At 46.1% G+C, this 22,205-nt stretch carries 25 protein-coding genes; 9 read left to right on the forward strand and 16 right to left on the reverse strand.

The genetic code is table 11. From position 1 onward, the window contains the following. Positions 1 to 70: 70 nt before the first annotated feature. The 3 genes from ACQY6Q_RS05605 to ACQY6Q_RS05615 are packed head-to-tail and all read left to right on the forward strand — an operon-like array spanning position 71 to position 4,309. A complete protein-coding gene (locus ACQY6Q_RS05605; protein ID WP_427978898.1) occupies positions 71 to 1,861 on the forward strand; it encodes an assimilatory sulfite reductase (NADPH) flavoprotein subunit in 1,791 nt (596 codons plus the stop codon). Continuing rightward, the gene (gene cysI / locus ACQY6Q_RS05610) at positions 1,861 to 3,564 is read left to right on the forward strand and encodes an assimilatory sulfite reductase (NADPH) hemoprotein subunit (RefSeq protein ID WP_427978901.1); all 1,704 of its coding nucleotides are present in this window, start codon (positions 1,861 to 1,863) and stop codon (positions 3,562 to 3,564) included. The genes ACQY6Q_RS05605 and cysI overlap by 1 nt, the downstream gene beginning before the upstream one ends. Continuing rightward, a complete protein-coding gene (locus ACQY6Q_RS05615) occupies positions 3,557 to 4,309 on the forward strand; it encodes a phosphoadenylyl-sulfate reductase (protein WP_055734096.1) in 753 nt (250 codons plus the stop codon). The genes cysI and ACQY6Q_RS05615 overlap by 8 nt, the downstream gene beginning before the upstream one ends. 41 nt (positions 4,310 to 4,350) lie before the next feature. Here the strand turns inward: ACQY6Q_RS05615 and ACQY6Q_RS05620 are convergent, their stop codons facing one another. The 4 genes from ACQY6Q_RS05620 to ACQY6Q_RS05635 form a co-directional block, all read right to left on the reverse strand. After that, the gene (locus ACQY6Q_RS05620; protein WP_427978904.1) at positions 4,351 to 5,172 is read right to left on the reverse strand and encodes a TIGR03899 family protein; all 822 of its coding nucleotides are present in this window, start codon (positions 5,170 to 5,172) and stop codon (positions 4,351 to 4,353) included. Between the two features lie 238 nt (positions 5,173 to 5,410). After that, positions 5,411 to 5,953, reverse strand: a complete 543-nt coding sequence (locus ACQY6Q_RS05625; protein ID WP_427978907.1) for a YtfJ family protein — start codon at positions 5,951 to 5,953, stop codon at positions 5,411 to 5,413. A gap of 74 nt (positions 5,954 to 6,027) precedes the next feature. Continuing rightward, positions 6,028 to 6,933, reverse strand: a complete 906-nt coding sequence (locus ACQY6Q_RS05630; protein WP_427978910.1) for a hypothetical protein — start codon at positions 6,931 to 6,933, stop codon at positions 6,028 to 6,030. A gap of 91 nt (positions 6,934 to 7,024) precedes the next feature. Further along, the gene (locus tag ACQY6Q_RS05635) at positions 7,025 to 7,264 is read right to left on the reverse strand and encodes a hypothetical protein (RefSeq protein ID WP_427978912.1); all 240 of its coding nucleotides are present in this window, start codon (positions 7,262 to 7,264) and stop codon (positions 7,025 to 7,027) included. Positions 7,265 to 7,311: 47 nt separating this feature from the next. Here ACQY6Q_RS05635 and ACQY6Q_RS05640 point away from each other — a divergent pair, with 47 nt between their 5' ends. Further along, positions 7,312 to 7,620: a hypothetical protein gene (locus ACQY6Q_RS05640; protein ID WP_427978914.1), complete on the forward strand. Its 309-nt coding sequence runs from the start codon at positions 7,312 to 7,314 to the stop codon at positions 7,618 to 7,620. A gap of 92 nt (positions 7,621 to 7,712) precedes the next feature. Continuing rightward, positions 7,713 to 9,062 carry a UDP-N-acetylmuramate:L-alanyl-gamma-D-glutamyl-meso-diaminopimelate ligase gene (gene mpl, locus ACQY6Q_RS05645; protein WP_427978916.1) on the forward strand — a complete coding sequence of 450 codons (1,350 nt, stop codon included), beginning with the start codon at positions 7,713 to 7,715 and terminating at the stop codon, positions 9,060 to 9,062. Positions 9,063 to 9,110: 48 nt separating this feature from the next. On the opposite strand, the gene ACQY6Q_RS05650 is transcribed toward mpl, so the two are convergent. Then, positions 9,111 to 9,728, reverse strand: a complete 618-nt coding sequence (locus tag ACQY6Q_RS05650; RefSeq protein WP_427978919.1) for a TetR/AcrR family transcriptional regulator — start codon at positions 9,726 to 9,728, stop codon at positions 9,111 to 9,113. Positions 9,729 to 10,012: 284 nt separating this feature from the next. Between ACQY6Q_RS05650 and hpt the strand changes: the two genes are divergently transcribed. From hpt to trmB, 4 genes are read left to right on the forward strand one after another with little or no spacing between them, the layout of a single operon-like run. Next, the gene (gene hpt, locus ACQY6Q_RS05655; protein ID WP_427978922.1) at positions 10,013 to 10,543 is read left to right on the forward strand and encodes a hypoxanthine phosphoribosyltransferase; all 531 of its coding nucleotides are present in this window, start codon (positions 10,013 to 10,015) and stop codon (positions 10,541 to 10,543) included. Positions 10,544 to 10,600: 57 nt separating this feature from the next. Further along, on the forward strand, positions 10,601 to 11,518 hold the full coding sequence (locus ACQY6Q_RS05660) for an ABC transporter ATP-binding protein (protein ID WP_427978925.1): 918 nt from the start codon (positions 10,601 to 10,603) through the stop codon (positions 11,516 to 11,518). Then, positions 11,515 to 12,288 (forward strand): ABC transporter permease, encoded by a 774-nt coding sequence (locus ACQY6Q_RS05665; protein ID WP_427978927.1) that lies wholly within the window; start codon positions 11,515 to 11,517, stop codon positions 12,286 to 12,288. The genes ACQY6Q_RS05660 and ACQY6Q_RS05665 overlap by 4 nt, the downstream gene beginning before the upstream one ends. After that, positions 12,288 to 12,953: a tRNA (guanine(46)-N(7))-methyltransferase TrmB gene (gene trmB, locus ACQY6Q_RS05670; RefSeq protein ID WP_427978930.1), complete on the forward strand. Its 666-nt coding sequence runs from the start codon at positions 12,288 to 12,290 to the stop codon at positions 12,951 to 12,953. Before ACQY6Q_RS05665 ends, trmB begins: the two co-directional genes overlap by 1 nt. Here the strand turns inward: trmB and ACQY6Q_RS05675 are convergent. The 11 genes from ACQY6Q_RS05675 to sfsA form a co-directional block, all read right to left on the reverse strand. After that, positions 12,943 to 13,779, reverse strand: a complete 837-nt coding sequence (locus tag ACQY6Q_RS05675; RefSeq protein WP_427978932.1) for a nitrate- and nitrite sensing domain-containing protein — start codon at positions 13,777 to 13,779, stop codon at positions 12,943 to 12,945. The genes trmB and ACQY6Q_RS05675 overlap by 11 nt on opposite strands. 1 nt (position 13,780) lies before the next feature. After that, positions 13,781 to 14,872 carry a methyl-accepting chemotaxis protein gene (locus ACQY6Q_RS05680; protein WP_427978934.1) on the reverse strand — a complete coding sequence of 364 codons (1,092 nt, stop codon included), beginning with the start codon at positions 14,870 to 14,872 and terminating at the stop codon, positions 13,781 to 13,783. 24 nt (positions 14,873 to 14,896) lie between these two features. Beyond that, positions 14,897 to 15,349 (reverse strand): hypothetical protein, encoded by a 453-nt coding sequence (locus ACQY6Q_RS05685; protein ID WP_427978937.1) that lies wholly within the window; start codon positions 15,347 to 15,349, stop codon positions 14,897 to 14,899. Between the two features lie 242 nt (positions 15,350 to 15,591). Then, positions 15,592 to 15,972, reverse strand: a complete 381-nt coding sequence (panD, locus tag ACQY6Q_RS05690) for an aspartate 1-decarboxylase (RefSeq protein ID WP_427978940.1) — start codon at positions 15,970 to 15,972, stop codon at positions 15,592 to 15,594. A 28-nt stretch (positions 15,973 to 16,000) separates the two neighbouring features. Next, complete coding sequence (gene panC / locus ACQY6Q_RS05695) at positions 16,001 to 16,849, reverse strand: pantoate--beta-alanine ligase (protein ID WP_427978943.1); 849 nt, start codon at positions 16,847 to 16,849, stop codon at positions 16,001 to 16,003. Next, positions 16,849 to 17,643 (reverse strand): 3-methyl-2-oxobutanoate hydroxymethyltransferase, encoded by a 795-nt coding sequence (panB, locus tag ACQY6Q_RS05700; RefSeq protein ID WP_427978946.1) that lies wholly within the window; start codon positions 17,641 to 17,643, stop codon positions 16,849 to 16,851. The genes panC and panB overlap by 1 nt, the downstream gene beginning before the upstream one ends. 55 nt (positions 17,644 to 17,698) lie before the next feature. Continuing rightward, positions 17,699 to 18,199, reverse strand: coding sequence for a 2-amino-4-hydroxy-6-hydroxymethyldihydropteridine diphosphokinase (folK, locus tag ACQY6Q_RS05705; protein ID WP_427978948.1), 501 nt, complete (start codon positions 18,197 to 18,199; stop codon positions 17,699 to 17,701). Next, a complete protein-coding gene (pcnB, locus tag ACQY6Q_RS05710) occupies positions 18,196 to 19,509 on the reverse strand; it encodes a polynucleotide adenylyltransferase PcnB (protein ID WP_427978988.1) in 1,314 nt (437 codons plus the stop codon). Before pcnB ends, folK begins: the two co-directional genes overlap by 4 nt. Before the next feature lie 148 nt (positions 19,510 to 19,657). Next, complete coding sequence (gene gluQRS / locus ACQY6Q_RS05715) at positions 19,658 to 20,533, reverse strand: tRNA glutamyl-Q(34) synthetase GluQRS (RefSeq protein ID WP_427978950.1); 876 nt, start codon at positions 20,531 to 20,533, stop codon at positions 19,658 to 19,660. Between the two features lie 71 nt (positions 20,534 to 20,604). Further along, positions 20,605 to 21,048, reverse strand: coding sequence for an RNA polymerase-binding protein DksA (gene dksA / locus ACQY6Q_RS05720; RefSeq protein WP_427978953.1), 444 nt, complete (start codon positions 21,046 to 21,048; stop codon positions 20,605 to 20,607). Positions 21,049 to 21,517: 469 nt separating this feature from the next. Next, positions 21,518 to 22,186: a DNA/RNA nuclease SfsA gene (gene sfsA, locus ACQY6Q_RS05725; protein ID WP_427978956.1), complete on the reverse strand. Its 669-nt coding sequence runs from the start codon at positions 22,184 to 22,186 to the stop codon at positions 21,518 to 21,520. Between the last annotated feature and the right edge of the window lie 19 nt (positions 22,187 to 22,205).

Below are 22,205 nucleotides of genomic sequence, written 5' to 3' on the forward strand. Positions count from 1 at the left end.
TTTTATTCTTTATTGTCTGGCCTAGGGCTTGGTTAGACTAGCAGCAATTACGAATCTAGGGTGTGATAAAATGCTGTTAAAGGAACTTTCGTCATTGGCTAGCCCACTGTCTGAGCAACAGGTACAACTGTTACAACAGGCAACGGCTGAGCTGTCGGTTACTCAACTTGCTTGGGTCAGTGGTTATCTAGCGGGCATTGGCCAAACTGCAGGCTTACAGGCTCCGCAGGCTCAAGCGCAGGCTGCAGCTAAGTTAACCATTGTTTACGCCTCACAAACCGGCAATGCCAAAGGTGTTGCTGAAGAATTGCATAGTGCGGCAGTGGCTAAGGATATTAACGCCGAGCTAGTCAATGTTGCCGATTACAAAGCCAAGAGCTTGAAAAATGAAACTCACTTATTGATCGTCGCCAGTACTAATGGTGAGGGTGAGCCGCCCGATGACGCTATTGAGTTCCATGAATTTTTGTTTTCGAAGAAGGCTCCTAAACTCGATAAGCTTCACTACAGCGTGTTGGCCTTGGGTGATTCTAGCTATGAGTTTTTTTGTCAAACCGGTAAAGATTTTGACCAGCGCTTGGCTGAGTTGGGTGCTCAGCGAGTGTGCGAGCGGATTGACTGTGATGTGGACTATGATAAAGCCGCAGCGGACTGGACAGACAAAGCATTAAGCGAAATTCAGCAAACCTTAGCCAGTGCGCCCAGTGCATCGGTGGTAAGTCTACCTTTAGCAGGCACAGCTAGCAGCCAATACAATAAAAAGAACCCTTATGCAGCATCTTTGAGTGTTAGCCAGAAGATTACTGGTCGTGATTCGGCGAAAGATGTTCGTCATGTTGAAATTGACTTGGGTGATTCAGGTATTCAATACCAAGCCGGTGATGCTTTAGGGGTTTGGTTTGAAAATGACCGTGAGCTAGCCAGCCAAATTATTGCTCGCCTTGGTTTGTCTGAAGATGAGTCAGTACTGGTTGATGAGCAGCCACTGAGTTTGTTAGACGCCTTGGTTGAAAAGCTTGAGCTTACTCAAAGCAGTGCCAGCTTCGTACAAGCTTGGGCGCAGTGGTCAGGCAGCAAAAAGCTGCAGGCGATAGTGGCCGATAAAGATAAACTCAGAGAATACGCAGCCAACCATCAGGTTATCGATGTTTTGCTAGAGAAAAAAGCTAAGGTGGCGGCGCAAGATTTTGTGGACGCTCTGCGCAAGCTGACTCCGCGCTTGTATTCAATTGCATCTGCTCAGGCTGAAGTTGAAGAGGAAGTGCATTTAACGGTGGGCGTGGTGCGTTACCAACAAGGTGACGAGCAGCGCTTAGGCGGCGCGTCTGGTTTCTTGGGCGCTCGCGCTGAAGAAGGTGCTAGCGTGAAAGTCTTCGTTGAGCATAACGATAACTTCCGTCTACCGAGCAATCCTGATACGCCTGTGATTATGATTGGCCCAGGCACCGGTATTGCGCCGTTCCGTGCCTTCATGCAGCAGCGTGATGCCAGTGATGCAGAAGGTAAAAACTGGTTATTCTTCGGTGATCAAACCTTCACCCAAGATTTCCTTTACCAAACTGAGTGGCAAGGCTACTTGAAGTCGGGCTTATTAACCAAATTGGATGTGGCGTTTTCTCGCGATCAAGCCGAAAAGATCTATGTACAAGATCGCCTCAAAGAAAATGCGGCTGAAGTCTACCAATGGTTGGAAGAAGGGGCACACCTATACATATGTGGTGACGCTAATCGCATGGCCAAAGATGTGCATCAGGCCTTGATTGAAATCATCGTTGAACAGGGCAAACAAAGCCCCGATCAAGCAGAAGAGTATTTAAAACAGTTACGCAGTGCTAAGCGTTACCAGAAGGATGTTTACTAATGAGTTCTAAGTTAATTGTTGAAGGCCAGTTGTCAGATAATGAACGCCTAAAGCGAGAAAGTAACTTCCTACGAGGTACTATTGAGGAAGATTTAAAAGACCGTATTACCGGTGGCTTTAGCGCTGATAACTTCCAGTTGATCCGTTTTCACGGCATGTATCAACAAGATGACCGCGATATTCGCGCCGAGCGGGCCAAGCAAAAGTTGGAGCCCTTACATAACGTGATGTTACGTGCGCGGATGCCTGGTGGGATTATTCAGCCCAAGCAATGGCTAGCGATTGATAAGTTTGCCGCCGAACATACTATGTACGGCAGTATTCGCTTAACCACCCGTCAAACCTTTCAGTTTCACGGTGTATTAAAGCCCAATATCAAGTTAATGCACCAAACGCTGAACAGCATTGGCATAGACTCGATTGCCACTGCGGGTGATGTGAACCGTAATGTACTGTGTACCAGTAACCCTGTTGAATCTGAGTTACATCAGGAAGCTTACCAATGGGCGACTAAGATCAGTGAGCATCTATTACCTAAGACTCGCGCTTATGCCGAGATTTGGTTAGACGGTGAAAAAATTGAAGGCGGCGATGAAGAGCCTATTCTAGGTTCCAACTATCTACCTCGTAAGTTTAAAACCACGGTAGTGATCCCTCCGCACAACGATATAGATGTGCACGCTAACGATCTTAACTTCGTGGCGATTGCTGAGGAAGGCAAATTAGTTGGCTTTAACGTGCTGGTAGGTGGTGGTTTAGCCATGACTCACGGTGACAAGTCAACCTATCCTCGTCGCGCCGACGACTTTGGTTTTATTCCAGTTGAAAAAACCTTAGATGTGGCTGCAGCGGTAGTCACTACCCAACGTGATTGGGGTAACCGAGTCAACCGTAAAAATGCCAAAACTAAGTACACCTTGGATCGGGTTGGCATCGATACTTTTAAGCAAGAAGTGGAAAAACGTGCCGGCATTAGCTTTGAGCCGAGTCGGGCCTACGAGTTTACTTCTCGCGGTGACCGCATTGGCTGGGTTGAAGGCATCGACGGTAAGTATCACTTAACTTTGTTCATCGAAAATGGTCGTTTATTAGATTACCCTGGTAAAGCGCTAAAAACTGGGGTGGCTAAAATTGCCGAAATTCATCAAGGTGATTTTCGCATGACAGCCAACCAAAACTTGATAGTGGCGGGTGTGGCTGCGAAAGATAAAGCCAAAATTGAGCAGCTAGCTCGCGAACATGGCTTAATTGATGATAGCCATAGCCCGCAGCGTTTAAACTCGATGGCTTGTGTGGCTTTTCCAACTTGTCCATTAGCGATGGCTGAGGCCGAGCGCTACTTACCGGGCCTAGTGACAGAGGTAGAGCAACTACTAGCCAAGCATGAGATGAGTGAACAGCATATCATCTTGCGTGTTACCGGTTGTCCTAATGGCTGTGGCCGCGCGATGTTGGCTGAGGCAGGTTTGGTGGGGAAAGGTCCAGGTAAATACAACCTCTACCTTGGTGGTAATCAAAGTGGAACACGTATCCCTAAGCTTTATCTAGAAGGGATTAGTGAACAACAGATTTTATCAGAGCTAGATGGCTTAATTGCGCGCTGGTCTAAAGAGCGTGAACAAGATGAGGCATTTGGTGATTTTGTCATTCGTGTCGGTATTGTCGCTGAAGTGAAAGTAAGCGCTAGGGATTTTCATGATTAGCTTTGATTTAGAACAGTTAGCCGCCTTGCCAGTAGAAGCAAGGTTAGCTGAGTTAGCTGAGGTGAACCAAGAGCTTGAAAGCTTGAGTGCCCAGCAGCGAGCAGAATGGGCTTTAGCCCATTTACCCCAGCAAGTGGTATTAACTTCTAGCTTTGGTATTCAAGCTGCGGTGAGTTTGCACATGCTGACCCAAATTAAACCGGATATTCCAGTGATATTGACCGATACCGGTTATTTATTTCCAGAAACCTACCGTTTCATCGACGAATTGACGGCGCGCCTGGGTTTAAATTTGAAGGTGTATCAGTCGAAGTTGTCGAATGCATGGCAAGAAGCGCGTTTTGGGAAGCTGTGGGAGCAAGGGGTAGAAGGGCTTAAGCAATACAATACGCTTAACAAGGTTGAGCCGATGCAGCGCGCCTTTAAAGAGCTAGAAGTGCAGACTTGGTTTTCGGGTTTGCGCCGCAGTCAGTCTTCTACTCGCTCTGAGCTACCGGTATTACAAGTGCAAAATGGTGCCTTTAAAGTGTTACCGATTATTGATTGGAGCAATAAAGACGTTCATTACTACCTTAAAGAGCATAACCTGCCATATCACCCGCTGTGGGAACAAGGCTATGTCTCTGTAGGAGACGTACAAACATCGCAACCTTTGCAAGCCGGAATGAGCGAAGAAGATACCCGTTTCTTTGGTTTGAAGCGTGAATGTGGCTTACACGAAGAAGTCGCCGGTAGCGGTATTTAAGCTTGTTATGTTTAGAAAAACGCGGCTAAGTGCCGCGTTTTTTATTGCGGCGAAAAGTGCTTGTGCAGCAGTTGCTCTAGATGCTCTTGATAAGACTCTAGCACCGCTGGTTCAATTAGCTTAGCTAACTCGTCACCTGTTGGTGTGAAACGGTAGTACAGCAACTTACAGCCCTTAAAACGTGGTCGTAGGCTGTAATGGCTTTGACCATGAATAAGGCTGGTATCATGATGGGGCGAAGGGCTGATTTCTAATTCTCTGTCAAATATTAAACCCAACTCAATCAATTGCAGAATGTGGTTGTAGGGCATGCGGTGCTGCCCTAAGCTAATTTTGTCCCAGCGGGCTCTGACCAGCCCCAAATTACTAGCAGGACGAAGCACGCCTGTAATCAGCTTGTGGTTCTGTTCGCCGCCAAGAATGGAGCTTAATTGACAAGCTTGTTGAAACCAAGTGGCCTCACGTTGGGTCATCAGGGTTAGGCTGCGTAATGCTTTAACCGAAAAGCTCCCATGGGTGGCCAGTTCTTGACTCAGAATATCGGCCCAAAGCATTTGCATGGTTTTAACTTGGGTTTGACAAGCCAGCTGCAAAAACTCGCTCATCCAGTCTGCGTCCGGCTCGCTGCCCACATCTTGCTCGCTGGTTTTTTGTGAGGCGTAGTAAAAAATATCCTCTAGATTTTTTTGTTGAGTGGCTTTTTCTACAATTGCGCGAGCTTGTGCTCGCTGAGACCAAGTTGATGTGGGCTTAGTGGGTTGTAGCCTTGCATCTAAGCCTCTCTGCTTGGCTAATTTGGCTAACTGCAACTTACCGTTTTCCACTTGGCTGGTCTTATTTTCAATAAATGGCTTGTTTGACATCGGGGGCTCCTCACTAGCCATGTTTTACTGAGAATTCAACAATAAAGCAAGTTTGCAATCGTTGTTAAAAGTGTTAAATTTAGGTTAATTGGTTTATTGGGAGGTCGCAGTGTTAAAAAATCTTAGCTTGTGGACCAGACAACATAAAATATTGGCGGTATTGATAAGCGCATATGTGCTAACTTTGCTGATTTTAATGCTTATGTTTGAGTAGGCGTAATCGCTTACGCCTGTTTGTTTAGATATTTTCTTTAATTAATGCAAGCACCTGCTTTATCTCGTCTGCCTGCAATTCCCCTTCTTTGGCAAAAATCACCTTTCCTTTGGCATCAACTAAGATGATTGCTGACGATTTGCTTTTAAGCTGCCATTGCTCAAATAGCGCCCCTGCTTCATCTAAAACAAAGCTAGCGTGAGGAAATTGTTGTTTATTTTTCTTTAACTTGCTTTTCACCAAACCAGATGTGCCAAACATGGCATCGTTTAAATTGACCACGGTAACGGTTTGATAGGATTGTTCGGCGAACTTAGCCTGCTTTACCGCTTCTATCATTGGGGCATTGAGCTTTTTGGCGCTGCTTCTACCTGCTATCGCATGGATTAGCCTCACCTTACCGCTCAGCTCTTGGCTACTCCAAGGCTGGTAAGTGATCTCGTTATTGTTGAGTTCTAACTCTCCAGCTTGGCGAATTTCAACCTGAGGCAAGGGCTGGCCGGGTTGTATAGTTAGGGCCATCGCCCAGGCTGGCAAAAAACTAAGTAAAATGAATAAATGTTTCACATTGGCTTCCTTTTGTGGCGTCGTTACTCAGGTCAGACCTGTGTGAAACATTTATAACAAATTTTAAACAATTGTTAATAGAGCGCGTCGCTAATCATTTGTACATCTGCGAGCAACATCTCTTTTATTAACTCCACAGAGCCAGAGACTAAAGTATGGGCGCGGTTGTCGATCATCACCGTGGGCCCTTCTATGCCACTGCTGGCATCAACCGTAAGCCAAGCTGGCGAAGCGCTGCCTACACTGCTGGCGGGGTAAACCATATACAATGGGTGCTCGGGGGCTATTTTGCTGAATACGATGGCCAGTAATAGGGCTCGCTCGTCGCTGTCTGCGAGGTTGTCGGTTAATACGTCTATGGGCGAGCTAAAGCCAATATTGTTTTCTTGCTTCTGCGGAATGGTAAGTAGCCAAGCTTGTACTTCGGCTAAAGCTAGGTTGATATCTTGTTGTTTAAAGAACTCACCAAGGTCGTTAATCCGTTGTCGATTACGGTAGAAAAGCTGTGAATAGTTGGGGCGTACGCAAGGGTACTGAGCACCTCTAGGGTGAATACAGGGTAGTAAGCTCAAGTGACGAAAAGCGTCACGGGTGTATTGTTGATAGGCTTCCCAGAGCAACTGAGAAGAAGGGCTATCATTTTGGCTACTTAAGGCTTTAAGTATGTCATCTACCCGCTGTTCAGGTTCATCGATGTATTGGTTGATCATGTTTACTGCGTGTCGCAGCCGCGGACTTAAGTAAGCACTAATGGCTTGAGAGGGATAGCTGAGGCTGTAGTTGAGCCGAAAGGTTTCTACTTTAGACTGGGCCAGCTGTTGTTCAGAAAATTGGAGGATGAGCTGTTGATATTTTCCCTGAGGTGTCTGCCAGTGCCATTCTGCACTCATTGCGGCTTGATTTGGCACTATTCTTTCGAGTTGAGTCGCCGATGCACAAGCACTAATAGTTAGCAGGTAAAACGCAACCATTCTTAACATAAAAGCCTCTCAGTGCTTATTGGCTATCTATTAACTAAATAGCACCGATTGGCTGTTTTGTTAAGTTTTCGTCTTTGTTGTTAATCCAGTGTTATTCTGGGCAGGCGCCGATTTGGTAAGAGCTGACCGCTGGATCGCCACAGGCAGAACAGGCGTTACCGTACTCAACTAATTCTCCGGCAACCTCGGCGCAAACTGGGTCATACTGCATAGTGCAAACCTCAGGACGAGGTTCTTGGCACAGTCCGTCAGCTCGCAACATGGTTTCAGGATTTTGGCTACAGGCGATTAATAGCGCAGAGAAAAGGGCAATAACAAGATGCTTAATCATGGGTAATAACCTAAACTTTAAAGAACTCAATTGTAGATGAAAAACTTATGTGGCGTCGACTCATTTACCTTCTGTTCTGCTTCGCTCTGCCCTTGGCGGTAGCCAGTGCGGGGCAGATTATTGTGCAGAAGAGCTCTGATGAAAATAAAGTAGATATTTTTGCTTTAAAACAAGAATTGTTGCAGCAACACATTTGGCAACAACGGTTGCGCAATCAAGCCCAATTGCGCTGGTTAAGTACACTTCCCTTAGGCTGCATTTTTAGCCCGCAAGGTGATTATCAGTGTGGATTAACTTGGTATCGCCCTTACCGCTATCAACAGCAACAGTTATATATTGAAATTCCTCCGCAATAATCTTCACTGATAAATTGCGACGAGCAGCAAAACTGTTCATCAATAAGTGCTATTCTAAACGTTGGTTTTTGGTCTCTAACACTCAGTATTTTATGCATATTCATATTTTAGGTATTTGTGGCACCTTCATGGGCGGCTTGGCTATGTTAGCCAAGGAGTCGGGCTTGCGGGTGACAGGTAGTGATTTAAACGTTTACCCGCCAATGAGCACTCAGCTCGAATCTTTAGGTATTGAACTGATCCAAGGTTACGACCCCTCGCAATTGCAACCTGCACCCGATTTAGTGGTGGTAGGAAATGCCATGAGCCGCGGTAATCCCTGTGTTGAATATGTTTTAGATAAGGGGCTCAAATATTGCTCTGGGCCGGAGTGGTTAAAAAATTATATATTGGCCGAGCGCTGGGTTCTGGCGGTAGCGGGCACTCATGGTAAAACGACTACCGCCAGCATGTTAGCTTGGATTTTAGAAGATAACGGTATGCAACCGGGCTTTTTGATTGGTGGTGTTCCGCGTAATTTTTCCGGTTCGGCTCGCCTAGGCGGCAGTCCATTTTTTGTGGTGGAAGCCGATGAATATGATAGCGCGTTTTTTGATAAGCGGTCTAAGTTTGTACATTATCAGCCGCGGACTTTAGTGATTAATAATTTGGAGTTTGATCATGCCGATATCTTCGATAATTTAGCCGCGATTGAAAAACAGTTTCACCATTTACTGCGCATTGTTCCTAGCACTGGTCGGGTGATCACACCTAGCGATAGCCCAGCGATTCAGCAGGTGCTTAATCAAGGTTGCTGGTCGGAATTAGAGCAGACGGGGGAAGGGAAGAACTGGCAATGGCAAGCCTTGGCTAGTGACTTTAGTCGTTTGAAGATTTTATTAGATGGGGTCGAGCAGGGCGTCCTCAATTGGTCGCTAATCGGTCAGCATAATGCCGAAAATGCGCTAATGGCAATTGCTGCCGCGAGGCATGTGGGGGTATTGCCTAGTTTGGCGATAAGCAGTCTAGCGAAATTTAAGCCACCTAAACGGCGTTTGGAGCTATTGGCTGAACGTGATGGAATAAGGCTGTTCGATGATTTTGCTCATCATCCTAGCGCTATTCGTAGCACTTTAGCCGGGCTACGTGCCCAAGTGGGTTCAAAGCGCATTATTGCCATTTTGGAGGCTCGTTCAAATACCATGAGAATGGGCGTGCACCAGCAACATTTGGCAGAAAGCCTTCAGGAAGCGGATATGGTTTTACTCTATCAGCCCGATCCCAAGAATCAGTACATAGCCAATACTGCGGCACAACTCGCCCAGGCTCAAGTGATGAGTAATGTCGATGAAATGGTGCAGATGGTAGCAAACACTATGACCGGCGGCGATCAGCTTCTGATCATGAGCAATGGTGGATTTGAGGGAATACACGCTAAGTTGAAGGCTTTGCTGCAGCCTTAAAAAAGATGCGCTGACAAAAAAGGGCCCTTTGGGGGCCCTGTTTACTGATTACTGACCGGGTGGTCGTAATAGTGACAACACGAAGTCATTCAAGAAGTCTACTACTTCTTGACGCTCAGGGCTGTCTGGTCGATTAATCATTTGTACCGCTAGGTACAAACCGGCGTTAATCGCTTGAGCAGCTTGAAGAGCGTTAAGTGCACTAGTGATTTCTTTATTGTCGAATCCAGCTTGAATGCTGTCGCCAATTTGTTGGTTAATTTTAGCCATTACTGCGCTAAAACGTGGCCATACGTCTTCGCGAACCGAAGAGCTCCATTCTAACCAGATGTGAATGACATCAGAGTTACTATAGGCCAACTCAACTAAACCTGATAAATGCTGCTGTACAGCAGTTAGAGCGTTTTCATCGCTAGGATAGGTTTGTCCAACCAAGCCCAACATGGTTTGCTCAACTTCTGATAAAACAGCGTCAACAAGGTCTTCGCGGGTATTAAAGTAGTTAAATACCGTGGCTACAGAAACATTTGCTAATTCAGCGATTTCGGCGTGACCGGCACGACCAATACCTCGGCGAGCAAAGATTTCAATGGCACATTGCATGAGTTGTTTACGGCGGACTTCCGGCGACAGCCGAGTACGGCGTCTTAGAGTGCTAGTTTGCATAGTTTGTTCTCGCGTTTGTTATTCATTTTTTTATGAGGTATTTCTTGTTTACCATTTTGGACAAAAATCATCTAAAATGTGCCGCTCAGTTTAAGAGAGCCGCTAAAATTTGAATACCTTCGACTAAAGCATAGTGTATTTATAAGCTAATTAATAGTTATTGATATAAGTAACTACAGGTTTGGTTGTTAATTTTTTGATATTTATTGTGTTTTTTTTATTCTGCTTATATTTGTGTTAGATAAGTTTTTGCTGAGTATTCAGCCAGTTAATAGGTTCGTATTATGAAACATCGCGTAGAAGAAATGATCAGTGAGCAGGAAATTGCTCAACGTGTCGCAGCAATAGGGAAAGAAATCAACTCGAAATTCTCCTCTGACCGTAAACTGGTGCTCATCGGCCTATTACGCGGTTCATGTATCTTTTTGTCTGACTTGGCTCGTCAGATTGACCGTAAACTCACTTTAGATTTTATGACGGTATCGAGCTACGGCAGTAGCATGGTGAGTACCCGTGATGTTCGTGTATTAAAAGATTTAGATGATGATATCAAAGACTGCGATGTGATTATCGTGGAAGACATTATTGATACCGGCAATACCTTGAGCAAGGTGCGTGACATGCTGGCATTGCGTGAGCCACATAGTGTAAGTATTTGCACGTTACTGGATAAACCTTCGCGTCGTGAGGTTGATGTGCCGGTAGATTGGGTTGGCTTTACCATCCCCGATGAATTTGTTATCGGTTATGGACTTGATTTTGACCAATACTATCGCAATCTACCTTATGTAGGGAAAGTGATACCGCTAGACTAGTGGTTCTTCATCAGGCCCCAAGGGGCCTTTTTTTATTTTTCAATTTAAGTTGTCATTATGCAAGCGTTAGCAATTCAGGGTTTGAAAAAGACTTACCCCGGTGGGGTGCAGGCGGTTAAAGGTTTCGACTTGGTGGTAGAACAAGGCGACTTTTTTGCTCTTCTTGGGCCTAATGGTGCAGGCAAGTCGACTTCTATCGGGGTGATTACCTCGTTAGTCAATAAGTCGGCCGGAACGGTGAAAATTTTTGGCCATGATATTGATACTGAGTTAGAAGAAGCCAAGTCTTACGTTGGTTTGGTTCCTCAAGAATTTAACTTCAACCAGTTTGAAACAGTGCTGCAAATTGTCGTTAATCAGGCAGGCTACTACGGCGTGCCGCGTGCACTAGCCATTCAGCGAGCCGAGAAGTACTTATCTCAGTTAGATCTTTGGCAAAAACGAAATGCCCGGGCACGTGAGCTGTCGGGAGGCATGAAGCGCCGCCTGATGATTGCTCGAGCCTTGATGCATGAGCCTAAACTGCTGATTCTGGATGAGCCTACCGCCGGTGTTGATATTGAGTTACGCCGTTCTATGTGGCTGTTTCTCAAACAGTTAAACGCTCAGGGTATTACCATTATTCTTACCACCCACTATCTTGAAGAAGCGGAAATGCTATGCCGCAATATCGGCATTATTGACAAGGGTGAGTTGGTCGAGCATACCTCGATGAAGCATTTATTATCGAAACTTAATCTAGAGACTTTTATTTTCGATATTGAACAGTTACCGGCTAATTTTACTTTGACTGGCTTTGAGAGTCGCCGAGTGGATGAGCATACTTTGGAAGTGGATGTAGAAAAGAGCCAAGGTTTAAATGCGGTGTTTCGCGCTTTAGATGAAGTGGGCATTGAGGTGCAAAGTATGCGCAATAAGGCCAACCGCTTAGAAGAGCTGTTTGTGAGTTTAGTGGCGCAAGGGAGACAAGCATGAAGTTCGCTTTATATGGCACCGCGTTAAAAAGTATTCTAACTAAAGAAATCATTCGCTTTGGCCGTATCTGGGTGCAAACCTTAGTGCCACCTGCCATTACCATGAGTTTATATTTTGTTATTTTTGGTAATTTGATTGGCTCACGGATTGGCCAAATGGGCGGTTATAGTTACATGGAATTCATTGTTCCAGGTTTGATTATGATGTCTATCATTACTAATTCCTATTCTAATGTGGCTTCATCATTTTATAGTTGTAAGTTCCAACGTAACATCGAAGAACTGCTAGTGGCGCCAGTACCTAACTACATCATTATTTGGGGCTTTGTGGGTGGCGGTGTCGCCCGTGGTTTGTGTGTAGGTAGCATTGTTACTGCGGTATCACTGTTTTTTGTGCCACTGCAGCTGCATAGTGTGAGCGCCATTGTGCTTACGGTGATATTAACCTCGATACTGTTTGCTCTAGGTGGTCTAATTAACGCCATTTATGCGAATAGTTTCGATGATATCAGTATTATTCCCACCTTTATTCTTACGCCCTTAACCTATTTGGGCGGGGTATTTTATTCGATCAGTTTGCTGCCTGGTTTTTGGCAAGGTGTGTCACAGATCAACCCAATCGTTTATATGGTGAACGCTTTCCGTTTTGGCTTTTTGGGGATCACCGACGTCTCTTTGTGGCTGTCTTTTAGCATGATTATTGGTTCCATTGTGGTGTTGTATACTTGGGCCTATATATTGATTAAACGTGGTTACGGATTAAGAGCATAATGGAAGGTAACTCTCGTAGTGTTAGCTCCAATCAAGTGGGGCTGCATGAAAACCTAGATAAGGTGGTATTACGCCATTTAGCTCAGCCCTTTCAAAAGCCTTATCAACAGCATACGCTGGACGCGTTTTTGAAACTGGAAAAGCAAGTTGAAGCGGCTAATCGTCCATTGATATTTGATTCCTGTTGCGGCACTGGTCTAAGCACGGCTGCGTTAGCGCAATTGCATCCCGATGCCTTGGTGGTGGGCACGGATAAGTCGGCCCATCGTTTAACCAAACATCAGGCACACTTTGACCAGTTAGGGCAAAACTACCTGTTGCTGCAAGTTGACTTAAATGACTTTTGGCGTTTAGCGGTGGAAGCTGGCTGGCAGCTAAGCCATCACTATATTCTTTATCCTAACCCTTGGCCAAAGTCTCGCCATTTGCAGCGTCGTTGGCACGGTAGCGCGGTATTTCCGTTTATTCTTAAACTGGGTGGCCAATTAGAGTTACGAAGCAATTGGCAAACTTACTTAGAAGAATTTCAAGTTGCTCTGCAGCTAGCGGGCTTTCAAAGTCAGCTGAATGCCTACCAAACCGAGCAGCCAATTACGGCCTTTGAGCGCAAGTACCAAAACAGCGCGCAGGCTTTGTGGCAACTTCGCTGCCAGCTTAGTTCTTAGCGTTTTGTTGCGCCTCCAAATGGGCGATGCCGGCATCAAATAGCTGGTAGAGCCCTTCTAATACCTTAGTGGCCTGTTGAAAATATTCATTTACCGGAATCGTTGGCTGGGGCTTGTTAATCAGCTCTTGCTCTATGGTGATGAGGAGTTCTTCAAGTAAACCTTGGTAAGCGGGTGTTTCAGGAATGAAACTATGAGCAAAATGATTCAGCGATTGTGCATCTATTTGACCAATTTTGTTATGCAAAAAAGCTAAGCGTATACGCTCCACACTGGTGCTATGCTGCGCGGCAGCTAGTCCACTACCTAAGGCGCGTACCTGGCCAATGGACTCGGCGGTTTCCAGCAATTCATACCATAAGAAGTCGATATTTTTATATTGCTTGCTAAGCGACGACAGGCTGTAGTATTCGGCTAGATCTTGAGACAAAAACAGTAAGTTCTTAATCATCAGGCTGTGCTGAGCAATGTTGTTTTCCAAGTTGTTGTCTTTCCAGCTGTGTTGCAGCTTTGCCCAGTGCTGAACGAAGCTATCCCAGCGCGATTGAGCACTAACAAAGGCCTCGTTTGCTAGCTGCTGACTGTAGTCTTTAATATCCTGCTGTTGTTGCTGAAGTGCCTTGGCTTGTTGTTTGTCACCATTGAGCATGGCCGAGCTTAGTCCACGGTGTTTTTGTAAAGAAACAATTAGGTTTTTCAGTTGTTTTAAGGTTTGTAAGCCTGCATAACGCTGCTTTAGTCGATGCCGACCGAGAGTCCAAGACAACAGCCCCGATAAAACGATCAGGCTGAGCACACCAGCAGAGATAAGCAAAATGGTATTCATCTTAAGCTCCTTGTTGGCTTAACACATTGAGATGTTTAGCGATGTAGGCACTTTGTTCAGCGCTGTTGGTATTGTTGCGAGCCGCGTCTGCCACTTGGTTAATATGCTGAGAGAGTTCTATTGTGGCGGCGTGTTGCTGTTCACTGTTACTGGCAATGATCTCCGTTTGTACTTGTAACTCTTGGTTTTTGGCATAAATCTTGGTTAACTGTTGGCGCGAGTGCTCTACTTTGTGTTGAATGGTTTCGGCTTGTGAACTCAGTTCGGTAATGTCGCTTAGCACCTCATCAATATTACTCAGAATATCCTGCATGCTCTGGCTGATTTGGTTGGCTGAATCTCGGCTGCGAATAGCCAGCGCTTTGACTTCATCGGCGACAATGGCAAAGCCTCGGCCATGTTCTCCGGCGCGTGCCGCCTCAATCGAAGCATTTAAGGCGAGTAGGTTAGTCTGTTCGGCAATCGCTTCAATGGTTTTAGATATACTGCTAACGGCATGGGATTTTTGATGCAGTTGGGTGACTTTATTTAGGCTTTGCTCGCCTTGAACCACCATTTTTTCGCTGCCTTGTTGGGCATCTAGCGCCGCCTCTTGGCCTAGCTCTGAAAAGCGTCTCGCTTCAAAGCTGGCTTCCGCTACCCGTTTTACCTGTTCTGCCACATCTTTAATGCTCTCACTCATTTCGACAATGGCGCTGGCCGATGCTTGACTGCTATCGGCTTGTTGAATTGCGCTAGAGGCCACTAGTTGGGCTTGTTGGCTTAGCTCTTTAGAGCAATGATTAATTTCATTTAGTGCATCTTGTTGTTGAGCCACTTGCCGAGCTTGTTCGGTGACTAGCTCCAATTGCTGTTGGCGAAGGTCTTGAAATAGGTAGCTCGCTAAGCCCCTTTCATGCTGTTGGTTAGGCTGATTTACCTGTTGAATCAATAAACTCAGAATGCTTTGGTTTGCCAGTGCGAGAATAATGCTTAATCCAATCAATAATAGGCTGCTCAAGCTTGCATTAGGGTAGCTATTAACAATAGTTAGCCCGATTAAGAGGATGTAGCCCAGCAGTAAGCTGTAAAAAATGGTGGCAGCGCTCCGCATCTGCACTCCTTGGTGATGTTAGTTTTAGTGCTTATTGAGTAATAAAGCAAAGACTGTACCCTTTGGAGATGGTGCGGAAAAAGAGCGTTGTGCTAACAGCTCGCCCAAGACGATAATTTTTTGATGATGGAGTCGAATTTCACTTAACTCTCGGCTCAGATGTAGACTCTGCCAGTGCTCAATTAAAGCTTCTAATTGGCAGCAAACTTGGTAATTTTGCTGGGTTTGCAGTTTTAGGATGATTTCATCAACCTGTTCTTTGGCGCGATCCAGCAATGTGGGGCTAAAGAGCGGGTCGTTGACGCGTTGAGCATGTAGGCGCCAATGTTGGCGAATCGCCTTATTTAGCATTTCAAGTAGCTGTTTTTGAGCTATAAATCGTTGTTTATCGGCCTGTTGTTGGGCACTTAGGGGCAGTGATATTGGCACTAAAGCCAATATTAGCAAGCTGACCAATACCAGACTAATACTTAGCATTAATGCTCTCCTGCGCTAGTAATGAGGTTCCTCTACTATTACAGCAAAAAACAAACCAAGCGCTTATAGAATGGCGATGAAGAGCGTGTTTGTCTCTAGTTTTGTGAGCTAAGTTAGTGAAATATCTGTTTTTATCGAGCCTTGCTTAGCTCATTCAGGGTTTTATCAGGGGATGCTAAAAGTTGGATTAGCGGGCCTGCACGTAACTGGTGCGCCCGCTTAAGCCTTGCTCTGTTTTGGTGCTAGGCCAATTGCACAGGAATAGCTTTACTGGTTCTTACAATGTCATTGTTTTCATTTAGATAAACTAAAGATGGCTTATGACTTTTAGCTTGCTCGTTATCCATGGCAACGTAAGCACAAATAATGACTCGGTCGCCAACCGCCGCGCGCCGCGCTGCTGCACCGTTAACCGAGATGATTTTCGAACCGCGCTCACCAGAAATAGCATAAGTGGAGAAACGTTCACCATTCTCAATGTTGTAAATATCAATTTTTTCGTACTCGAGAATACCAGCTTGATCCAGAATATCTTGGTCAATGGCGCAAGATCCTTCGTAATTAAGTTCGGCGTGGGTGACACGAGCCTGATGAAGCTTGCCTTTTAGCATGGTGGTTTGCATCGAGATCCTCTCTTTATAAAAAATGAAACTAGTTAACGCTTACTACGCAGTTATCGATAAGCCTTACATCACCTAAGAAGGCGGCCATAAGAATCACTGCATGACGAGATTGCGCAGATAATGGAGTTAAGCTAGCGGCATCAACCACGTCGATGCCGTCGCAAATAAAACCGTGTTGCTCTAATTGCTGCTTGGTCTGTTCCACCAATTGCGTGATGTTATTAAGCTTTAGCTGCTCAGCTAGCTGGTACATCTGTTGTGCCAATATAGGGGCCTTATCACGTTGCTCTGGGCTTAAGCGATTATTGCGCGAACTCATGGCTAAGCCGTCAGCTTCTCTAACGGTGGCCAGCCCACGGATCTCTATCGGTAGCAGCAAGTCTTTGGTCATTTTGCGGATCAACGCCAGTTGCTGGAAGTCTTTCTCGCCAAATACCGCTAAATCAGGTTGAACTAAATTGAACAGCTTACAGACCACCGTGGCTACGCCTTCAAAATGGCCTGGGCGTAATTCGCCTTCTAGTATGTCGGATAGTCCGGGGACCTTAACTTTGGTTTGTTCGGCTAAGCCGTTGGGGTAGAGCACTTCAGCGCTGGGGACAAAGGCGAAGTCAGCGCCGGCTTCTCTCAAGGCTTGTAAATCTTGTTCTAGGGTACGCGGGTAAGAGTCAAGATCGCTGCTGTTATTAAATTGCAGCGGATTGACAAAAATCGACACCACCACGCGGTCACAGTAGCGTTGCGCTTCTTTAACTAAGGCAATATGCCCTTGATGCAAGTTGCCCATGGTAGGGACAAAGCCTAGTTTAAGCCCTTGTTGACGCACGCTATTTAGCGCTTCGCGTAATGGCTCTGGCTGCTCGAAAACATTAAGCATTAGTTGAAACTCTGAGCTTCACCTGGGAACTCACCCGAGGCTACTTGGTTTAGATAAAGGCTAATTGCGCTGCGAATATCCCCAGTTTCGGCTAAGAAGTTCTTTGAAAACTTAGGAATATGCCCCTTGCTGATGCCAAAGGCATCATGCATTACCAGTATTTGCCCATCGGTGACATTGCCCGCACCAATACCAATCACTGGTATGCTTAAAGCCTCGGTGATTTGCTCGGCCAGCTGAGTGGGTATGCATTCAACCACTAGTAATTGAATGCCGGCGGCTTCTAATGCTTTGGCGTGTTCAATCATTTGCTGCGCTTGTTGTTCGTTGCGCCCTTGCACTTTATAACCACCGAACAGGTGAACCGATTGAGGGGTTAGCCCTAGGTGACCACAAACGGGGACGCCGCGTTCCACCAAACCCTTGATGGTTGAGCTAAGCCATTCGCCGCCTTCTAACTTGACCATTTGCGCGCCAGCTTGCATTAGCTGGGCTGCGTTTTGGTAGCTTTGCTCGGGAGTGGCATAAGACATAAACGGCATGTCGGCCACGATCATGGCTTGTGTGGTACCTCGAGCCACACAGCGAGTATGGTAGGCAATGTCGTCGATGGTCACCGCTAGGGTATCGTTGTGTCCCTGTAATACCATGCCCAAGGAGTCACCAATCAGCAACATATGCATGCCAAGTTCGTCAAACAACGCGGCAAAGCTGGCGTCATAGGCGGTGATACAGGAAAATTTCTCGTTGTTTTGTTTGAATTTTTGTAGCTGAGAAACTGTAATTCTGCTCATAGTTAGTTACCGTTTACTTCGCATCAGGAAGTAAATTATCTAGTGAATATGCTCATCAAGCCCACTCTTGAGGGCGTTTGAAAACTTGTAATCCGTTATTATCGATAGATTCTGCTAGTTGTGTCACCGAACTCCCGTCGGGTAAGCACAAATCTTCGGCAATTTCAGCGAGCGGTAATAATACAAACTCTCGCTGCTTCATTCCATAGTGTGGAACTGTTAGCCGAGGGGTGTCGATTACTTGCTGGTCATACAGCAGAATGTCGAGGTCTAAGGTTCTGGGGCCCCAGCGTTGTTGCTTACGAACTCTGCCTTGTTGCTGTTCGATATTTTGAGTGAAATCGAGCAACTCCAAGGGGGAAAGCTCGGTGGAGATATGTAGTACCGCGTTAAGGTAGTCGGGCTGATCTTGTGGGCCCATGGGACGACTGCGGTAGAGAGATGACGCAGCCAACAATTGAATCTGCTGGCTGGCGGCGAGGCTCTGCCTTGCCGCTATCGCTTGCTGAAGTGGTTCGACTAAGTTGCTACCTAGTGCGATAAAGCAATGGCTCATGATTCGTTAGAGGTATTTTTGGGTTTACGGCGACGACGTTTGTTGTTGCGACCGGCGCTTTTATTGAGTTCGCGAACCATGCTATTACGCCCTTGCTCGTTACTCCGTTGCCATTGTTGCCACCATTGAGCTAGTTCGCCTAGCTGTTGATCTTGGCTGGCCTTGGCTCGCAGTTCCAAAAAGTCAAAGGCGGCTCTAAAGCGCGGATGAGCAAAAGTTTGGAAGGCGCGTTTGCCAAAACGGCGATCCAGTCGAGATTGCAGCTGCCAAATCTCTCTAATGCCTGTAGTGAAGCGTTTCGGTATGGCGATACTCTTACATTGTTCACTCAGTACCCAGTTCATCGCCATTGCCATGGCATCATGTTCACCCAATGACAGTTCAACCAATAACTCATCTTTTTTGATTTCGAGCAGCGGCCATAGCAATGCTGCAAAGATAAAGGCCGGAGTGACTTTTTGCTCACCTCGCACCCGTTTATCGGTGCTGGCCAAGGCCATTAAAATAAAGCGTAGCTCTGGAGCGTCTTCGTCCCATTGTTGGAGCAAGGGCTTTAACAGAGGGAATAAGGGGTAGAGTAACTGGGTTTGAGCCAGCATTTTGAAGGTTTCTTTGCCTTCACCGCTTAACAGCAATTTCAGGCTTTCTTCAAACAAACGGGCTGCTGGAATGTCTTTTAATAAATGACCGTACTCGGCAATTGGCGCAAGGCTTTCTGGCGCGATATCGAAATCTAATTTGACCGCAAAGCGCACCGCTCTGAGCATCCGTACAGGATCTTCTCGATAACGAGTTTCTGGGTCACCAATCAGCTGTAAACGACGCTCGGCAATGTCGCCAATGCCGCCGGCAAAGTCTACCACCGAGAAATCGGCGATGTTGTAGTAAAGCGCATTCACCGTGAAGTCGCGACGTTCAGCATCTTCTTCAATGCTGCCATAAACGTTGTCACGTAGCAGCATGCCTTCGTCACTGCGTTTAGAATCGGTATTGGCTTGTTCGCTATCGTGATGACCACGGAAGGTGGCCACTTCGATGATGTCGCGCCCAAATAGAATATGAGCGAGACGAAAGCGCCGACCCACTAGTCGACAGTTTCGGAACAAACCTTTGATTTGCTCTGGGGTGGCATCGGTGGCGATATCAAAGTCTTTTGGCTGTTTGCCCAAGAGTAAGTCGCGAACTCCGCCTCCTACCAAGTAGGCTTTGTAACCCGACTTGTGTAGACGGTATAAAACCTTAAGGGCATTTTCGCTAATGTCTTGACGTGAAATATTGTGCTCGGCACGCGGAATCACTTGTTGCTCTATAGTCACGGTTTGTTTGCTATTCGGCTTGATGATCCGTTTATATACCTTGGCCAGTTTACGTAAAATGGTTGCCCCCTTGAGCGCACGATACCTAGATGGTGAAAAATAAGGCGCTAATATAGCTTTTTTAGCAAGAAATACAACTTATTCACTGGCTGTTTAGCGAGATTTTGGGCAGTGTTGCGAGCTGCCAATTCGCTACTGCCTTGTTTAATATTTGCTCACAGCTTAGTTCAATCCATTGGTTTTCGCTGGCTTGCCCTAGATAATTCAAGGCTTTCAGTAGTAGCTGCTGATTTTGTTTTCCAGAGATAGAAGGGGCGTGGTTTTGTTTGCTGAGTTTATTGCCATGTTGGTCAAACACCAGTGGTAAATGTAAATAGGCCGGTGCTGGCTGAGCCAAGCGTTTAAAAATAGCGATTTGCTTACCGGTGGTATACAGCAGATCGGCGCCTCTCACCACCTCAGTAATGCCTTGCTCGGCATCATCTAAGGTCACCGCTAGATTGTAAGCATATAGCCCATCCCTGCGCTTAATAATGAAGTCTTCTTCGGCTTCGGCGGTTGGTAGTTGTACCTCACCATAGGCTTGGTCGTGGAAGTGGTAAACCGGCTGCTGGTTGCAAAAGCGCAGTGCTAAACCGTCGCCGCTGAGCTGTTTGTTTCGGCAATTGCCTAGATACACACCGCCTGAGGCCTTAATTTGTTTGCGAGTACATTGGCAATAATAGGCTTGTTGTTGGCTAAGCCAGTGGTCAATTTGTTGCTGATAGCGCTTAAGCTGCTGACTTTGGTAGCGTACTTCGCCATCCCAATAGAGGGCGAATTGTTCCAACTGTTTTTGAATTAACGTGCTGGCACCGGCTTGTTCACGAGGCGGGTCAATATCTTCAATGCGCAGTAACCATTGGCCTTGCTGAGAACGGGCTTGTAAATAACTGCCGAGAGCGGCAACTAAGGAGCCTAGGTGTAAAGGACCTGAAGGCGAAGGGGCAAAACGGCCAATGTAGGGCTTAGCTGTCATGGTGAATACTTAGCAATACAAAGCCGAGCAGTTAACCACGACAAATGGTAACTGCTGGCTTGTCGTTCTTCTTAGCCGACTAATTGTTTCTCTTTAATTTCGGCTAGAGTTTTACAGTCGATGCATAAATCAGCAGTAGGACGAGCCTCTAAACGGCGGATCCCAATTTCTACACCACAGGCCTCGCAGAAGCCGAAATCTTCGTCGATCTTCAGCAAGGTTTTCTCAATTTTCTTGATCAGCTTACGTTCGCGGTCGCGAGTACGAAGTTCAAGACTGAATTCTTCCTCTTGAGCTGCGCGGTCTACTGGATCAGGGAAATTAGCCGCTTCATCTTTCATATGCGTTACCGTGCGGTCAACTTCTTCACGAAGTTGGTTACGCCACGCTTCAAGAATAGTGCGGAAGTGGTCTAACTGAGCATCGTTCATGTACTCTTCGCCAGGCTGAGCTTGGTATGGTTCAACCCCTGCGATAGAGAGCACACCTAGTGTTTTCTTTTTGCCGTCTGGCATACTTCTCTCCCAAATTCCGTGCGACTTTTTTCGATAAAACAGTCGAGGATGTAAATTAGGCGGGTATCTATAGCAGAAAGGCAAACGTACCGCAAATGAATTGCTGATAATTTGCTAATCCCGCCTAAGCTAGGTAACAGAATTAGACCTTTATGTTGGTTTTTTAATCACCCCTTGGTCGGTGTTGGAACTGAACGTTTATTCACAAAAATGTAACTTCTTATACCTAATCATCTAGCTGTAAATTGTGGCGAATGCCAGTTTTAACTAAAGGATAATGTTCAGTCTGAGCTGTACACCGAAGAATACAAAAAAACTATCAAGCATCAGTTAAACGGGCGAGCTATGCGCCCAAATTCTCAAGTGCTCTTTTACTGCTGAAGGCAACGCTTAGCAAAGCCCTCATTAGCGGTTTCGGTTCGCAGTGATTTGTGATTGGTTTTGTTTGCAATAACCCAACACTGGCAGCTTATTGCGCCGAGGGTGGGGCCATAAATTCAAAGTATTGCGATAAATTCGGTTTATAACACAACACTTCCACACCGGCTTTTTTCGCTTGTTCAAGTAACTCTGCATACTTAGGGTCAATGTGTTTGGCGGCTTTAACTGAATTAATGCCGCTATGCAAAATGGCGAACAGCAGCACCGCGCGATGGCCGGCTTCGACAATTTTAATTAATTCCAGCAGATGTTTTTGACCACGTTGAGTAACGGTATCGGGGAAGTAACCTTGAGCGTTTTCCAGTAAGGTGCAGCTTTTTACCTCCACAAAACAGGTCTCATTGTTGCGGCTTAGCATGAAATCAATACGGCTATCACCGTATTTAACTTCTGCTTGTACTTGATAGCCTGACAAAGACTCGATGGCCCCAGTGCGCAGTGCATGTCCAACAAACTCATTGGCTCTGGCGGTATTCACGCAAATCAGTCCATCACGTTCGGTGAGCTCCCAAGTATGCTGATATTTGCGTTTAGGGTTGTCGCTAGTGCTGTACCAAATTACATCGCCTGCGCTACCACAGTTGGTCATTGCTCCGGTATTGGGTACGTAAATCGTGCTGCTGTGCTGGTCTAGTTGCACATCGGCGAGAAAACGCTTGTAGCGCTTAATTAGTATTGCGGGTTTAACTTTGATCATTTAGTTCACTTTAGGTTAC

Origin of the sequence: Agarivorans sp., assembly GCF_050295395.1 — a bacterium.
GTDB lineage: Bacteria > Pseudomonadota > Gammaproteobacteria > Enterobacterales > Celerinatantimonadaceae > Agarivorans.

What these genes read in the sequence shown, in the direction of transcription:
- ACQY6Q_RS05605 (WP_427978898.1), top strand. Translation starts at nt 71, where the DNA reads ATGCTGTTAAAGGAACTTTCGTCATTGGCTAGCCCACTGTCTGAGCAA.
- cysI (WP_427978901.1), top strand. Translation starts at nt 1,861, where the DNA reads ATGAGTTCTAAGTTAATTGTTGAAGGCCAGTTGTCAGATAATGAACGC.
- ACQY6Q_RS05615 (WP_055734096.1), top strand. Translation starts at nt 3,557, where the DNA reads ATGATTAGCTTTGATTTAGAACAGTTAGCCGCCTTGCCAGTAGAAGCA.
- ACQY6Q_RS05620 (WP_427978904.1), bottom strand. Translation starts at nt 5,172, where the DNA reads ATGTCAAACAAGCCATTTATTGAAAATAAGACCAGCCAAGTGGAAAAC.
- ACQY6Q_RS05630 (WP_427978910.1), bottom strand. Translation starts at nt 6,933, where the DNA reads ATGTTAAGAATGGTTGCGTTTTACCTGCTAACTATTAGTGCTTGTGCA.
- ACQY6Q_RS05635 (WP_427978912.1), bottom strand. Translation starts at nt 7,264, where the DNA reads ATGATTAAGCATCTTGTTATTGCCCTTTTCTCTGCGCTATTAATCGCC.
- ACQY6Q_RS05640 (WP_427978914.1), top strand. Translation starts at nt 7,312, where the DNA reads ATGTGGCGTCGACTCATTTACCTTCTGTTCTGCTTCGCTCTGCCCTTG.
- mpl (WP_427978916.1), top strand. Translation starts at nt 7,713, where the DNA reads ATGCATATTCATATTTTAGGTATTTGTGGCACCTTCATGGGCGGCTTG.
- ACQY6Q_RS05650 (WP_427978919.1), bottom strand. Translation starts at nt 9,728, where the DNA reads ATGCAAACTAGCACTCTAAGACGCCGTACTCGGCTGTCGCCGGAAGTC.
- hpt (WP_427978922.1), top strand. Translation starts at nt 10,013, where the DNA reads ATGAAACATCGCGTAGAAGAAATGATCAGTGAGCAGGAAATTGCTCAA.
- ACQY6Q_RS05660 (WP_427978925.1), top strand. Translation starts at nt 10,601, where the DNA reads ATGCAAGCGTTAGCAATTCAGGGTTTGAAAAAGACTTACCCCGGTGGG.
- ACQY6Q_RS05665 (WP_427978927.1), top strand. Translation starts at nt 11,515, where the DNA reads ATGAAGTTCGCTTTATATGGCACCGCGTTAAAAAGTATTCTAACTAAA.
- trmB (WP_427978930.1), top strand. Translation starts at nt 12,288, where the DNA reads ATGGAAGGTAACTCTCGTAGTGTTAGCTCCAATCAAGTGGGGCTGCAT.
- ACQY6Q_RS05675 (WP_427978932.1), bottom strand. Translation starts at nt 13,779, where the DNA reads ATGAATACCATTTTGCTTATCTCTGCTGGTGTGCTCAGCCTGATCGTT.
- ACQY6Q_RS05680 (WP_427978934.1), bottom strand. Translation starts at nt 14,872, where the DNA reads ATGCGGAGCGCTGCCACCATTTTTTACAGCTTACTGCTGGGCTACATC.
- ACQY6Q_RS05685 (WP_427978937.1), bottom strand. Translation starts at nt 15,349, where the DNA reads ATGCTAAGTATTAGTCTGGTATTGGTCAGCTTGCTAATATTGGCTTTA.
- panD (WP_427978940.1), bottom strand. Translation starts at nt 15,972, where the DNA reads ATGCAAACCACCATGCTAAAAGGCAAGCTTCATCAGGCTCGTGTCACC.
- panC (WP_427978943.1), bottom strand. Translation starts at nt 16,849, where the DNA reads ATGCTTAATGTTTTCGAGCAGCCAGAGCCATTACGCGAAGCGCTAAAT.
- panB (WP_427978946.1), bottom strand. Translation starts at nt 17,643, where the DNA reads ATGAGCAGAATTACAGTTTCTCAGCTACAAAAATTCAAACAAAACAAC.
- folK (WP_427978948.1), bottom strand. Translation starts at nt 18,199, where the DNA reads ATGAGCCATTGCTTTATCGCACTAGGTAGCAACTTAGTCGAACCACTT.
- gluQRS (WP_427978950.1), bottom strand. Translation starts at nt 20,533, where the DNA reads ATGACAGCTAAGCCCTACATTGGCCGTTTTGCCCCTTCGCCTTCAGGT.
- dksA (WP_427978953.1), bottom strand. Translation starts at nt 21,048, where the DNA reads ATGCCAGACGGCAAAAAGAAAACACTAGGTGTGCTCTCTATCGCAGGG.
- sfsA (WP_427978956.1), bottom strand. Translation starts at nt 22,186, where the DNA reads ATGATCAAAGTTAAACCCGCAATACTAATTAAGCGCTACAAGCGTTTT.